This window comes from Candidatus Saccharibacteria bacterium (assembly GCA_016789455.1).
In the GTDB taxonomy this organism is placed as follows: domain Bacteria; phylum Patescibacteriota; class Saccharimonadia; order Saccharimonadales; family Saccharimonadaceae; genus CAIJKY01.
Genome location: JAEUQU010000002.1, coordinates 138,065 through 151,618 on the forward strand (window position 1 = coordinate 138,065; position 13,554 = coordinate 151,618).

The window sequence follows — 13,554 nt, forward strand, 5'->3', positions numbered from 1 at the left end:
GCTTCTGGTAATTTCTACGACTATCGGCCGTCATCCCTGACGGGAATGCTATAATACGGGCGATGCATTACTTACTTGAGGGGTTGAATGAGGAGCAGCAGCAAGCGGTCATCCATGATCAGGGTCCGTTGCTGATTCTTGCCGGCGCCGGTTCGGGCAAGACGAAGACGCTGACTCATCGGATCGCCTATCTTATATCAGAGAAACAGGTCGCTCCGGAACGGATACTGGCCGTGACATTCACGAACAAGGCCGCCAAGGAGATGCGCGAGCGTCTGGGCTTACTACTGGGCCAGGATGGCACGAACCGCTCATTCATGCCTTGGATGGGCACCTTCCACTCGGTCTGCGTGCGCATGCTGCGCTACGATGGCGAACACATCGGCGTGCCCCGCAATTTCACCATTCTGGACGATGCCGACCGGCTCAGCCTGGTGCGCGATGCCATGAAACGGCTGCACATCAGCGAGAAATCATTTACGCCGCGAAGCGTCCTCGGTCTCATCAGCAGCGCCAAGAACGAACTGGTCGGGCCTGATGACTACGCCAGTGTCGCCAGGTTGCCGCTGCAGAAAGTAGTGGCCGATGTCTATCCGCTGTATGAAGCTGAGCGCCACAAGGCCGGCGCCCTCGATTTTGACGACCTGATCGCCGAGGCCGCCCGCCTGCTCAAAAGCCTGCCGGAGCTGCGGCAGGCCTGGCGGCATCGTTTTCAGTACATATTGATTGATGAGTACCAGGACACCAACGCCGCCCAGTACCAGCTGGTGCGGCTGCTGGTGAATGAGCATGCCAATATCTGCGTCGTCGGTGACGACTGGCAGAGCATTTATAGCTGGCGCGGCGCCGATTTTACCAACATCCTGCGCTTTGAACGGGATTTTCCCGGCACTAACGTCATCAAGCTGGAGCAGAACTACCGCTCAACCAAGTCTATCCTCGATGCCGCCCACAGCGTCATTACCAAGAATGACAACCGGTCAGACAAAAAACTGTGGACGGCGGCCGGCGGCGGCAAGCCGGTGCAGATCGTCCAGGTCGGTTCCGAGTCGCAGGAGGGCGAGGCGATTGTCAGCCGCATCAAGATGGCCGTCGAGATTGGCGCCCGGCGTCTGAACGAATATGCCGTGTTGTACCGCACCAACGCCCAGAGCCGCAGTGTCGAAGAAGCCTTCATCCGCTATGGCGTGCCATACCGCGTCGTCGGCGGTGTCCGTTTTTACGACCGCAAAGAAATCAAGGATGTCATGGCCTATCTGCGCCTGATGTATCAGCCGAACGACAGGGCAGCTTTTTTGCGGATTGCCAACGTGCCGGCGCGCGGCATCGGTGCGGTATCACTGGGCCGCTTCCTGGAGTGGCAGGCGGCGACCGATATGAGCATCGTCGACGGCCTGAAAGCGGCGGCGCTCTGCCCGCAGCTGACCGGCAAGGCTAAGACCGCGCTGGAGGGCCTGGGCAGCACGCTTGATCGTCTGGCTGGCCAGATCGATAGCCTGCCGCTGCAGGAACTGATCGAGCTGCTCATCGCCCGCATCAATTTCATGGAGTTCCTCGATGACGGTACGCCGCAGGCTGAAAGCCGCAAAGAAAACGTCGAGGAACTGCTGTCGGTGGCTCAGGAATACGCCGATCTTGGCCTGTCCGGATTCCTTGAGGAGGTTGCCCTGATATCCGACCTTGACAGTATGGAGAGCGGGGCCGAAGCCGTGACACTGATGACGCTGCACGCCGCCAAAGGCCTGGAGTTTCCGGTGGTCTTCATGGTCGGGATGGAGGAGGGGATCTTCCCGCATTCCCGTGCCTTGTATGAACCGGCGGAAATGGAAGAGGAGCGGCGGCTGTGTTATGTGGGCATGACGCGCGCCAAAGAGGAGCTGCACCTCATGAGTGCCGCCTCGCGTCTGCTGTATGGCTCGACGCAGCACAATCCGCCCTCGCGGTTCCTGAGCGACATCGATGGTGACGCCGCCCTGGCACCGGCCATGCCCGGCTTTGCCGCCTCAAACCTGCCGGAAGATGATTTTGAGCCGCATTACGAACCCGAGGATGACGGCGGACTGGCGCCTGGCGACAAGGTACGCCATCAGATCTTCGGCGTCGGCACCGTACAATCACTTGACGGCATGACGGCCACCATCGCTTTCCCTCGCGGCGTCCGCAAGCTGAATCTGGCATTCGCACCGCTCGAACGGGCGTAGCAGGCCCTGGTGTTTCCTGTGGAAACTACCTACCCACTCCTGTACATGTCTGGTATACTGGCTGCAGTGTCCGTGAGTTGGACCCTGCATTTCACCTATGATATTTAGAAAATCCTTTGTCGCACTGGGACTGATCGTATCGGTCGCAGGCCTGACTGTGCTGACTGCCGCGCTGGCGCCGGAACCGGCTAACGCGGGCAATCAGCGTGTCATCACCATCCACGATGGCGGTGCGGAGCAGACGATTGCCACCGATGCCACTACTGTCGGCGAAGCCCTGAAGCGCGCCGGCGTCACTTTGGATTCGCATGATTCCGTTGAACCGGCTGCCAAGACCGAACTGACAGCACCTGCTTATACCGTCAATGTCTATCGTGCCCGGCCGGTAACCGTGATCGATGGTGCCAAGCGCAAAGAAATCATGAGCCCGTACCAGAGCGCCCGCTCCATCGTCACGCACGCTGGCGTCGAGCTGTACGCCGAGGACCAGGTGGTCATGGAGCGTATCAATGATTTCATGACCGATGAAGGCATCGGCCTGAAGCTGACCATTGACCGTGCCATGCCGGTCAATCTGGTGCTGTATGGTGTCCAGACACAGATCCGCACCCGCGCCACTACGGTAAGCGAATTACTGAAAGAAAAGAAGATCGTCCTGGGCAGGGACGACGGCGCATCGCTGCCGGGTGACACCGCCCTGACCGCCGGTATCATCGTCGATGTCTGGCGCAACGGCATCCAGACCAAGACCGAAGAGCAACCGGTCGCATTTGAGACCGAGTCCATCCAGGACGCCGACCGCGACATCGGTTTCAAAGAAATCCGTGAACCGGGCAAGCCGGGCAAGAAGATGGTCACCTACGAAGTCACCCTCAAGAATGGACAGGAAGTCGCCCGCAAAGAAATCCAAAGCGTCGTGACTGAACAGCCCAAGAAGCAGGTGCAGGTCGTCGGCGCCAAGCGTGGCAGCGTCGATGCCGCCTTGGCCGACGCCATGGCCCGCCTGCGCCAGTGCGAGGCTGGCGGCCGCTACGACCGCAACAGCGGCAACGGCTACTACGGCGCCTATCAGTACGATGTCAGTACCTGGGCAGGGTACGGCGGCTTCCGTCTCCCCAGCGAAGCTCCACCGGCAGTCCAGGACGCCAAAGCTGCCGAGACCTATGGACGCCGTGGCTGGTCACCGTGGCCCGGCTGCACCCGGAAGTTAGGCCTGCAGGATGTCTACCGATAAAACTGCCGGCCCTCTCCCTAATAAATCATTGGGACAGCACTGGCTCTTTGACAAAGCCAGTCTGCACCACATAGTCGGGTTCGCAGGTGTAGAGGCTGGCGACACCGTGCTCGAGATCGGCCCGGGCAAAGGCCCGTTGACGCGGCTACTGCTCGAGAAGGGCGCTGCCGTCACGGCCGTCGAGTTCGATGCGGCATTGGCCATTGAACTGGCCCGCACTATCACGCTGCCCGGTTTCACCGTCCACCATGCCGATATCCTGCGGTATGACCTGTCGGTCATGCCCCTGGGCTATAAGGTAGTGGCGAATGTGCCGTATTACATCACCAGCAAGATCGTCAGGTTGCTATTGGAGTCGAACCGCCCGCCCGCCAGCGCCACCCTGCTTGTGCAGAAAGAGGTTGCCGAACGTCTGGCTGCCGGGCCTGGCGAGATGAGTCTGCTGAGTGTCTCTGCGCAGTTCTACGCCACTGTCACTTTGGGCGATGTCGTGCCTAAGGAGCTGTTTGAGCCGGCACCCAAGGTAGACTCCCGAGTGGTCCGGCTGGATTATACCGGCCCGAAATACGATGACGTTGACCGCCGTTTCTTTTTCCGGGTGGTAAAAGCCGGCTTTGCTGAGCGCCGCAAGAAACTGCGGTCCAGTCTGGCTGGTGGGCTGCAGTTGGAAAAATCCCGGTTGGACGGTATTCTTGCCGAAGCCGGTATTCCGGCCGAAGCCAGGGCGCAGGAGCTGACGTTGCAGCAATGGCATCGCCTGGCCTCGCTGCTGCCGATGGCGATGTGATAGTTGGGGTTTGAGGCGTGGTTTGGCGCCGGAAGGGGTATAATCGAAGTATGACCGCCGCAATACAACCGACTGTTTTTAAAAGCATGCCTGTGTTTGCCCGGGCCTCCACTCTGGCCGACGGCACCATGTCATCGCCGCAAGGAGCCACGACTGACGTGCAGCAACACCGCACCAAGTGGTTATCCACGCTTCGCATCAGCCCGGAGCACACCACGCTGCTAAAGGTGACATACGGCGAAGGCATCGATTACCTGCGCATCAAGACGGCCGACGTCGCCGACAAAGGCCGTGGCATCATCGATCTGGAGCACAACGTCATCGCCGACGCACTTTTCACGCGTGAAAAGTCGCACGCCCTGTTTCTGCCGCTGGCCGACTGCGGCGGCGTGGTGCTGTTTGATGCCCGCCAGCGGATTCTGGGTGTCGTCCACCTTGGACGACAGGCGACCTTCGCAGGGCTGGCCGCCCGCACCATCGACTATATGGTGGAGCAGTTCGGCACCGATCCGGCCGATGTGCATGTCTGGATCAGCCCGAGCATCAGCGGCGATTCCTATCATCTCAAGTATTTTGACTTCGCCGACGACCCGGCCTGGCAACCGTTCACCCGCAAAGACGGTGAGGGCTGGCTGGTCGACCTGCAGGCGTATAATACGGCACAGATGGTCGCCGCCGGCGTGCCAGAGGCCCATATCGACCATTCCGGCGTCGACACCGCCACCCATCCCGATTACCCCTCGCACCATCGCTTCAGTGTCCATAACGAGCAGTCCAAGGCTGGCCGGTTTGCCATCGTCGCCATGATCAAGGAAGGGAAGTAGCATGCAACCGATAGACTATGATTTTGAAGATGTCCGCCAGACGACCGAGCGCAACTGCAGCCAGACGGCACTGGCTATGCTGATGTCGTACTATGGTCACCCCATGAGCGTCGAAGATGTCATGCGCACCGTGCCGCAAGGCCGCGACGAGCAAGGCAACCCGTATGGCAGCAACCTGGTGCAGGAGCTGGCTGCCTGGTGTCTGAGTGCCGGCTTCGGTGTCCGCATGCATACCTTTGATTGCCAGATCATCGACCTGGCCTGGGAAGGGCTGCCCGCCACCGAACTGATTAACCGCCTGGAAGCCGCCCGCGGCGTCCGGATTTCGGCCGCCCAGGGCCCGCATATCTCCAACCAGTACATCGATGCCTACCTCAACTTCCTCAAGCGTGGCGGCAACCTCCGCATCGAGCCGTTCCCGCGCGCCCGTCTGCTGTACGAGTTGCTGCAGAAGGCACCGGTGGTCGTGGCGGTCTGCTTCAACACGCTGCACAACGCCGGTGGCAGTGAAACTACCCACACCGTCCTGGTGTACGGCTACGATCCACAGGGTAATTTCCTGGTGGCAGACCCGTATGAAGGCCGCATCGTCGTCGATCCGGAACGGCTGGTCTGCGCCATCTCGGCCGCGCAGATTGAGTGTGACAACGTCCTCTTCCAGATCACGACGTAGCCAGCGGGCACCGGCTGTCGGCAGTCTGCAATAGAGCCTTTGATAGCCACCCCTGTTGGTATCTGATATAATACCCCAGTATTATCAGCTAACAGGAGTCTATAGCATGGACGAACAAAAACCGTCGACATTCTACGTCGCGACCGCCATCCCCTACGTCAACGCAAAACCGCACATCGGCAATGCTATGGACTACATGTTGGCCGACGTTCTGGCGCGCTACTATACCCAACAGGATATCCCGGTGTTCTTCGGGGTAGGCAGCGACGAGCACGGCAACAAGATTGCCGCCAAGGCCGCCGAAGCCGGCCTGACCCCGCAGCAGTACACTGACCAGATGGTCCCGGCTTTCCATGACATGCTGAACCGGCTGAATATCAGCTACACGGATTTCATCCGGACCTCAGAAGCCCGTCATGAGACAGCCTCCCAGTATATCTGGCAAAAGCTGCAGCCATACATCTATAAAGGCACATATGAGGGCTGGTACTGTGTCGGCTGTGAATCATTCGTCACCGCCAAGCAGGCCACGGAGAACAACGGCGTCTGCCCCGACCACAAACAGCCGTATGTCCAGCTGAGCGAAGAGAACTATTACTTCCGTCTCAGCGCCTTCACCGAGCACGTCAAGCAGGCCATCGAAAGCGATACGCTCAAGATCCAGCCGACTTTCCGCAAGAAAGAAATTCTCAACCTCCTGAACCACGGCCTGGAAGACATCAGCATCTCCCGCCCGCGCAAGAACCTGAGCTGGGGCATCCCGGTACCCAACGACCCCAATCATGTGATGTACGTCTGGTTTGAGGCGCTCATCAACTATGTCAGCATCCTGGGGTACCCGGACGGTCCGCTCTTCGCCCGTCTGTGGCCCGCCAACGTCCAGGTCATCGGCAAAGATATCCTCCGTTTCCACGCTGCCATCTGGCCGGCCATGCTGATCGGCCTCGGCCTGCCGCTGCCCAAGAAGCTGCTGGTCCATGGGTTCGTAAACGTCGGCGGCGCCAAGATGAGCAAGACCGTCGGCAATGTCGTCGATCCGATCCAGATCGCCGATGAGTACGGCGTCGACGCCTTCCGCTACTTCTTCCTGCGCCACATCCCGACGCTTGACGACGGTGACTTCACCTGGGAAAAGTTCGAGACAGCCTACAACACCGAGCTGGGCAATGAGCTTGGTAACCTCGTGCAGCGCGTGGCCAGTATGGTCGTCCGCTACCAGAACGGCATGATCACCCAGATCGCACCGGCCGTCCACGACACTGCCCAGTATCAGGCGGCCATGACCGAACTGCGCCTCAATGACGCCTTCGACGCCGTCTGGGACCAGGTGCGCCAGCTGAATGTCTATCTGGAAGAGGTCAAGCCCTGGGCTTTGGCCAAGGCCGGCGAAAAAGAGGCCTCGCATCTGAACGAGGTCTTGGCGTACGCCGCTGGCAGCCTTGTCCATATTGCCGACCTGCTTCTGCCGTTCCTGCCCGACACTGCCGAATCAATCCGCCGCACCTTCACCGCCGATGTCATCACTACCGGCGATGTGCTCTTTCCGAAAATTTACAAGCATACGCCTGATCCCAAGCTGACCCACAAGACGCCTGCTGCCACGGCGAGCCGTGCAGCATCTGCACAGGCGGCTGCACAAGCTGCACAGCCCGCTGCTCCCGCGCCCGCTCCGCACAATCCGGCGCCGACGGCCGCTCCGGAGCCCGTGCAACTGCCCCCGCCGCCGCCCGGCGTCATCCAGCCTGCTCCATCCCAGCCATTGACACCTGTTGGTCCCGCACAGCCGCCCGCCGCTCCTGCGGCCACACCGCCGGCCGCTCCGCAACCATCCGCCGCGCCACCAGCCGAACCCCAGCGATAAGCCGATGTTCACCGATACCCATTGCCACATCCACGAGGATGATTATCCGCTTGACCCCGAGGCGGCCTACACCCGCGCCATGGCCGACGGTGTCGACCGCCTGCTGTGCGTCGGCACCAGCGCCGATAGCAGTGCCCGCGCCATGTCCTTCGCTGCCGCGCACGCCGGTGTCTGGGCCGTCATCGGCATTCACCCGCACGAGGCGGCCAAATTCGGCGCGGCCTTAGGCGTCTTTGGTGGGTCAAACGGCGGCTGGGCAGCCATCCAGGAGTTGGCGCTGACCAATCCGGCCAAACTGGTAGGTATCGGCGAGTGCGGCCTGGATTACTATTACCATGATGACGAAGATGACCGGCAGCTCCAGCGCGACCTCCTGCGTCAACACCTGGAGCTGGCCTCCGCCCTGCAGCTGCCGGTGTCGTTCCATGTCCGTGACGCCTTTGACGATTTCTGGCCGATTTTCGATGAGTTCAAGGGCATCAGGGGCGTCTTGCACAGCTTCACAGACTCTAGTGACAATCTGGCCAAAGCCTTGGAACGGGGATTGTACATAGGGGTGAACGGCATCAGTACCTTCACTAAGATCCCAGAACAGATCACCATGTTCTCCTCAATACCGTTGGAAAAATTACTACTAGAAACCGATGCGCCATACTTGACACCAAAGCCGCTTCGTGGTAGTATAAATGAGCCAGCGTTCATTACGCATGTGGCACGCTCCCACGCCGCTCTCCGCGGCATCCCGGTGGAAGCTGTTGCCACCGCTACAGATCGGAACGCTACTTCACTCTTTTCAATTTAGTCAAAACAAACTGACAAACCGTTAAAGGCGTGCAATTAACTCTTAATGCATGGAGATTTAACCGTGTCCGAACAACGTACAGCCCCTTCAGATGGTATCTTCCACCTGCCGGCCCAGCCGGAAGATGGCGGGATTTCTTCTGAATACATCCAGGGCGGCATCATGCAAGCCGAGCAATTTGCCAACGGGTATGCTGCCTCCACTCCAGAGGCAGTGCCGGCACCGGCAACAGCCGAAGACCAGGCCCTGGCCGCCGCAGCTGCCGCAGAAACCGCCAAGGCATATGCAATGTCCGAGGCCAGTGTGGTCCGCACCCCGCGGGTCGTTCAGGCTGGTGGCGAGCATGTGGTCATCTCGGTCCGCGATAACGTCATCACCGGCCGGCCGCTTGAAACTGAATATGATCACGACGCCCATGAGCAGGAGACTGCTGCTGCCGAAGTGCGTGAAGCAGTCGGCCTGACCGCCGGTATCATCGCCCGCCGCCAAGGCCTGATCGACCCGCTGCGCGACTCCTTGGATGATGACGATCCCGACCGTCGCGCCGGCACCTGGAACGGTCTGGTCACCTCTGGAGAACGGTCATGATGCTCAAGAAACTGGTCAATCTGTTCGTCGGCGACACCAGCACAGTGCCGAATATCCGCCGTTCGACCCGCAAATACTCCGAGCGCGACCTGCTGCGCAAAGAATCGCTGATCGGCCGCCAGCTGTTCGGTGAGGTGCCGCAGGGTCACCAACGCGAGTTCTTCTGCCTGGACGAGCGGACCTGGATCTGGTACGAAAAATGGATTGATCCTGCCACCAAGAAAGAGCAGGAGCAGACCACCCGCTACGAATTGCACACCAACGGCATCATCAAGATCCAGGCAGGGCAGCCGTACAAGGTCATCGAAGGCGAGGAGCTGACGAACCTGGTCGGTGCCATGCGCCTGTACAACCAGCGTGTCTCCGAGGAAGTCTATCACCTCGATCCGGCTACCAACCAGCCGCTGACCGCCTAAATAAACTACCATATGCAAAGCAGGCGCCAGGATGCACGACCCTTACGGCCGGCTCCTGGCGCTTCTTGTTATACTGAGACCATGAATAGTAGCGTTTATCTGGATTATGCGGCGGCGACTCCGGTCGATGCGCGCGTCATAGCGGCCATGCAGCCGTACTTCAGTGACGCTTTTTACAATCCCTCGGCCAGCTATAAGGCGGCCAGGGCAGTGCGGGCAGATGTCGAGCAGGCGCGCGGTATGCTGGCGGACTGGCTTGGGGCTAAGGCGCGTGAGGTCATCGTGACGGCCGGCGCCACCGAATCAGCTAATCTGGCGCTGCACGGCGTCATGCGGGCGCACCCCGGGGCGAGCGTGGCTGTCGGTGCTATCGAGCATGACGCGGTGCTGGAGACGGCCCGGCAATACCCTCATGAAATAATTCCAGTGGATGACAGCGGGGCGGTGGGCGAGCAGGCGCTGCGTGCGGCCATCCGTGATGATACGGTGCTGGTCTCTATCGGCTACGCCAGCGGCATGCTGGGGACGCTGCAGCCTATCAAGCGGCTTGGGCAGCTGATCGCGGCAGTGAGGACGGAGCGCCGCGAGGCTGGCAACACGCTGCCGCTATATTTTTACACCGACGCCTCCCAAGCGGCCGCCTATGCCGATATGCACGTCAGTCGGCTGGGCGTCGACCTGATGACCGTCGGGGCACAGAAACTGTACGGCCCCAAGCAGGTCGGGCTGTTGTACGTGCGGACCGGCACGCAGCTTTCCGTGGTCATGCAGGGCGGCGGTCAGGAATCGGGCCTACGCTCCGGCACTGAGAATGTCCCGGGTATCATCGGCTTTGCCGAAGCCGTCCGGCTGGTCCGTGCCGAGCGTGACGAGCGGGCGTGCCACGTCGGGCAGCTGCGTGCTTTGTTTGAAAAGCGCCTGCAAGAGGCGCTGGGCGACAGCTGTGTCTTTACGACGGCCCGGCAGCGGATTCCGCACATCTCTCATTTTGTCATGCCGGGCATCGATGCCGAGACATTGTTATTCATGCTGGATGAACGGGATATCATGGTTGCTACCGGTGCCGCCTGCGCCGCTAACAAGCAGACGGCCTCGACCGTATTGTTGGCCATCGGACTTGATGAGGCGCACCGGCAGGGAAGTCTGCGCTGTTCGTTCAGTCATCTGCTGACCCTGGAGGACGTAGAGCGTGCCGTAAAAGAAATAATTGGCTGTGTGAGAATAATGAAGGATACTGCATGAAAAAATTGAGCGGATTGTTGATAACCGTCGTGGTGCTGGCCGGGTTGCTGGGCATTGGGACGCAGATGTACGTCTCGGTGGATGACCTGGCGGGCTGCGAGGACCGTCCGACGACTGGCGGCTGCGTCAAAGCCGATGCCATCGTGGCCATCAGCGGCGGCGATACGTCGGCGCGGACGGCCGAGGCTGTCGAACTCTATAAGCGCGGCTGGGCCGGGACGCTGATCGTTTCCGGTGCGGCGCTTGATCCGACCGGTCCTTCCAATGCGGCCACCATGCGGGCCGAGGCGATCCGCGCCGGCGTGCCTTCCAACCGTATCCTGGTGGATGAACTGTCGCAGGATACCAGCGGTAATGCCAAGGGTGTGGCCATGGTGGCCCGCGAGCACGACCTGCGCCGCGTCATCGTCGTCACCTCGCCGTATCATCAGCGCCGGGCGGAGCTGGTCTTTGAGCGGGCTTTCATGGACTTCGGTTCGGTGCGCAGCCACCCGACGCAGGGCGACCAGTACTGGCCGCCGCTGTGGTGGACGCAACCGGGCAGCTGGATCCTGGTAATCGGCGAGATGGCCAAGACGGTCGCAGAGCTCTCCAAGGGCAGCCAGCCGTGAAAGTCTTTATCGGCATGAGCGGCGGCGTCGACAGTTCCGTGGCGGCCGCCTTATTGAAGGAGCAGGGCCACGAGGTGACCGGCGTCTACATGAAAAACTGGACGCAGGATCTGCCGGGTATGAAATGTCCCTGGGCTGATGATCTGAGCGACGCCAAGCGCGTGGCAGTGCAGCTGGGCATCCCTTTTAAAATCTATGATTTCGAAGCTGAGTATAAACACAAGGTCGTCGACTACATGGTAGCGGAATACGCTGCCGGCCGGACGCCCAACCCCGACATCATGTGCAATCAGGAGGTCAAGTTCAAGCTGTTTCTGGAAGCGGCGCTGGAGGACGGCGCCGACGCGATTGCGACCGGACATTACGCCCGCATCAGCTCAATGACTGACGATGCCGGGCGGTCGCGGCCGGCGCTGCGCATGGCCGTGGATGCCAACAAGGACCAGACGTATTTTCTGTACCGTATCACGGAGCATGCGCTGGCGCACACCCTGTTTCCCATCGGTGAGTTTCATAAGCCGCACATCCGCGAGATAGCCGCCGAAAAAGGGCTGTATACGGCCGGCAAGAAGGATTCACAGGGTATCTGCTTCGTCGGCAAGATCGGTATCAAGGAGTTTTTGAGCCAGTATGTCGAAGGGGTGCCTGGCAACATCGTCAACAGTGCCACCGGCGAGGTACTGGGCCGCCATGACGGCGCTATCTTCTACACCATCGGCCAGCGCCACGGCCTGGGGCTGGGTGGCGGGCTGCCGCTGTATGTCACGGGCAAGGATATGAAAAAGAACATCGTCTACGTCACTTCCAAGCTTGATGATACGGGATTATGGCACCGGGAAGTGACGCTCGGCGACACTCACTGGATTCATGAGGCGCCCGTGCCGGACCGGAAGTATACGGTCCGGCTGCGGCATCGGGCGGCGCTCTTGGCGGCGCACTTTGAGGCCGTAGGGGAGGGCACGGCACGGCTGCAGCTGCAGGATGAGGAGCGCGCGGTGACGCCTGGCCAGTCGGTCGTGGTCTATGATGGCGAGACGGTGATAGGCGGCGGAATCGTGGCCGTTTCGTAGTACACTAAGAGGAATGGATCAGCAGCATACACCGACGGGACGGCTCAAGCGGAAGTTGGCGTTCAGTGCAGTGCTTTTGGTTGTCGCGCTGCTGGCAGCGGGAGCGGCAGTGGTCGTAGTGCTGCTGGGCTCGCCTGGGCCCAGGGCCGTGAAAGAGACGCCCCAGGTGGTGAAAACCCGCGACGAAAGCGCGCCGTCGCTCAGTATCGAAAAGATAGCCGCCGGGCTGTCGCGGCCCTGGGATATCGCGTTCCTGCCTGACGGCACGCTGTTATATACCGAACGGGGCGGTACCATATCCAAGCTGGAAGAGGGGGAGCCGCGGGTCCTGCTGGCCGTCTCCGATGTGGCTGCCCGCGGCGAGGGCGGCCTGATGGGCCTGGCCGTCGATACTGATTTTGAACAGAATAATTTCATTTTTGCCTGCTATGCTTCTACCAACCAGGACGTACGCCTGGTGCGCTGGAAGTTTGATGGCACCAATTTCACCGACAAGACCGAGATGATCACCGGCATCCCGCTCAACCCGTCCGGCAGGCATTCTGGCTGCCGTCCGCGCATGGATAAGACGGGGGCGTTGTGGGTCGGCACGGGCGATGCCGCCAACGGTGAGCTTCCGCAGTCTCCCGGCAGTCTGGGCGGCAAGATATTACGCGTCGACCGTTACGGCAAGGCACTGCCGGGCAACCAGAAGCTACCGTTTGACACGCGGATCTATTCGTTTGGCCACCGCAACGTGCAGGGCATCGCCCTGTATGACGAGCCGGTCAATGGCGTGGCCGGCGTCAGTGTGGAGCATGGTCCCGCCCGGGACGATGAAATCAACCCGCTGAAGAGCGGTAACTTCGGTTGGAACCCCGTTCCCGGCTACAACGAAAGCGTCCCCATGACCGACCTGGCTTTCTATCCCAGCGCTATCAGCGCCTTCTGGAGTTCCGGAGACCCGACCATCGCCCCGTCCGGCGCCACGTTCCTTCGCGGCGAGCAGTGGAAGGGCTACGAAGGAGCGCTTGCCGTCGCCGTGCTCAAGGGTAAGCATCTGCGCATCCAGCAGTACGACGACAAGCAGAAACTGAGCAAGGACGAAACTTTCTTCAAGGATCAGTTCGGCCGTCTGCGCAGTGCCGTGCAGGGTACCGATGGCAACCTGTACCTGACGACGGACAACGGTAACGAGGACGCAATCATCAAAGTGACGCCCAAATAGGGGGCAAGGGTTTTTGTAACAGAGGTACGTCTGCTATA

Annotated in this window: 13 protein-coding genes; all 13 read left to right on the top strand. The window is 60.5% G+C overall.

Annotation, left to right across the window (positions count from 1 at the left end):
- The first annotated feature begins 62 nt into the window (after window positions 1-62).
- The 13 genes from JNJ66_01675 to JNJ66_01735 all read left to right on the top strand — a co-directional run bounded on the left by JNJ66_01675 (window position 63) and on the right by JNJ66_01735 (window position 13,516).
- On the top strand, window positions 63-2,201 hold the full coding sequence (locus JNJ66_01675) for a UvrD-helicase domain-containing protein (GenBank protein MBL8159144.1): 2,139 nt from the start codon (window positions 63-65) through the stop codon (window positions 2,199-2,201).
- A 97-nt stretch (window positions 2,202-2,298) separates the two neighbouring features.
- Window positions 2,299-3,435: a DUF348 domain-containing protein gene (locus tag JNJ66_01680; protein ID MBL8159145.1), complete on the top strand. Its 1,137-nt coding sequence runs from the start codon at window positions 2,299-2,301 to the stop codon at window positions 3,433-3,435.
- A complete protein-coding gene (gene rsmA / locus JNJ66_01685; GenBank protein ID MBL8159146.1) occupies window positions 3,422-4,222 on the top strand; it encodes a ribosomal RNA small subunit methyltransferase A in 801 nt (266 codons plus the stop codon). The genes JNJ66_01680 and rsmA overlap by 14 nt, the downstream gene beginning before the upstream one ends.
- A 50-nt stretch (window positions 4,223-4,272) precedes the next feature.
- Window positions 4,273-5,046, top strand: coding sequence for a polyphenol oxidase family protein (locus tag JNJ66_01690; protein MBL8159147.1), 774 nt, complete (start codon window positions 4,273-4,275; stop codon window positions 5,044-5,046).
- A gap of 1 nt (window position 5,047) precedes the next feature.
- A complete protein-coding gene (locus tag JNJ66_01695; protein ID MBL8159148.1) occupies window positions 5,048-5,719 on the top strand; it encodes a C39 family peptidase in 672 nt (223 codons plus the stop codon).
- Window positions 5,720-5,825: 106 nt separating this feature from the next.
- Window positions 5,826-7,580: a methionine--tRNA ligase gene (locus tag JNJ66_01700; GenBank protein ID MBL8159149.1), complete on the top strand. Its 1,755-nt coding sequence runs from the start codon at window positions 5,826-5,828 to the stop codon at window positions 7,578-7,580.
- A 4-nt stretch (window positions 7,581-7,584) separates the two neighbouring features.
- Window positions 7,585-8,382: a TatD family hydrolase gene (locus JNJ66_01705; GenBank protein ID MBL8159150.1), complete on the top strand. Its 798-nt coding sequence runs from the start codon at window positions 7,585-7,587 to the stop codon at window positions 8,380-8,382.
- 63 nt (window positions 8,383-8,445) lie between these two features.
- A complete protein-coding gene (locus tag JNJ66_01710) occupies window positions 8,446-8,970 on the top strand; it encodes a hypothetical protein (protein MBL8159151.1) in 525 nt (174 codons plus the stop codon).
- Window positions 8,967-9,386, top strand: a complete 420-nt coding sequence (locus JNJ66_01715; protein MBL8159152.1) for a hypothetical protein — start codon at window positions 8,967-8,969, stop codon at window positions 9,384-9,386. The genes JNJ66_01710 and JNJ66_01715 overlap by 4 nt, the downstream gene beginning before the upstream one ends.
- Window positions 9,387-9,467: 81 nt before the next feature.
- Window positions 9,468-10,628, top strand: a complete 1,161-nt coding sequence (locus tag JNJ66_01720) for a cysteine desulfurase (protein MBL8159153.1) — start codon at window positions 9,468-9,470, stop codon at window positions 10,626-10,628.
- Window positions 10,625-11,239, top strand: a complete 615-nt coding sequence (locus JNJ66_01725; GenBank protein ID MBL8159154.1) for a YdcF family protein — start codon at window positions 10,625-10,627, stop codon at window positions 11,237-11,239. Before JNJ66_01720 ends, JNJ66_01725 begins: the two co-directional genes overlap by 4 nt.
- Window positions 11,140-12,309 carry a tRNA 2-thiouridine(34) synthase MnmA gene (mnmA, locus tag JNJ66_01730; protein ID MBL8159155.1) on the top strand — a complete coding sequence of 390 codons (1,170 nt, stop codon included), beginning with the start codon at window positions 11,140-11,142 and terminating at the stop codon, window positions 12,307-12,309. Before JNJ66_01725 ends, mnmA begins: the two co-directional genes overlap by 100 nt.
- A 13-nt stretch (window positions 12,310-12,322) precedes the next feature.
- Window positions 12,323-13,516 carry a PQQ-dependent sugar dehydrogenase gene (locus JNJ66_01735; GenBank protein MBL8159156.1) on the top strand — a complete coding sequence of 398 codons (1,194 nt, stop codon included), beginning with the start codon at window positions 12,323-12,325 and terminating at the stop codon, window positions 13,514-13,516.
- Window positions 13,517-13,554 lie beyond the last annotated feature (38 nt).

Coding starts and splice junctions, on each gene's coding strand:
- JNJ66_01675 (MBL8159144.1), top strand. CDS start 63: ATGCATTACTTACTTGAGGGGTTGAATGAGGAGCAGCAGCAAGCGGTC.
- JNJ66_01680 (MBL8159145.1), top strand. CDS start 2,299: ATGATATTTAGAAAATCCTTTGTCGCACTGGGACTGATCGTATCGGTC.
- rsmA (MBL8159146.1), top strand. CDS start 3,422: ATGTCTACCGATAAAACTGCCGGCCCTCTCCCTAATAAATCATTGGGA.
- JNJ66_01690 (MBL8159147.1), top strand. CDS start 4,273: ATGACCGCCGCAATACAACCGACTGTTTTTAAAAGCATGCCTGTGTTT.
- JNJ66_01695 (MBL8159148.1), top strand. CDS start 5,048: ATGCAACCGATAGACTATGATTTTGAAGATGTCCGCCAGACGACCGAG.
- JNJ66_01700 (MBL8159149.1), top strand. CDS start 5,826: ATGGACGAACAAAAACCGTCGACATTCTACGTCGCGACCGCCATCCCC.
- JNJ66_01705 (MBL8159150.1), top strand. CDS start 7,585: ATGTTCACCGATACCCATTGCCACATCCACGAGGATGATTATCCGCTT.
- JNJ66_01715 (MBL8159152.1), top strand. CDS start 8,967: ATGATGCTCAAGAAACTGGTCAATCTGTTCGTCGGCGACACCAGCACA.
- JNJ66_01720 (MBL8159153.1), top strand. CDS start 9,468: ATGAATAGTAGCGTTTATCTGGATTATGCGGCGGCGACTCCGGTCGAT.
- JNJ66_01725 (MBL8159154.1), top strand. CDS start 10,625: ATGAAAAAATTGAGCGGATTGTTGATAACCGTCGTGGTGCTGGCCGGG.
- JNJ66_01735 (MBL8159156.1), top strand. CDS start 12,323: ATGGATCAGCAGCATACACCGACGGGACGGCTCAAGCGGAAGTTGGCG.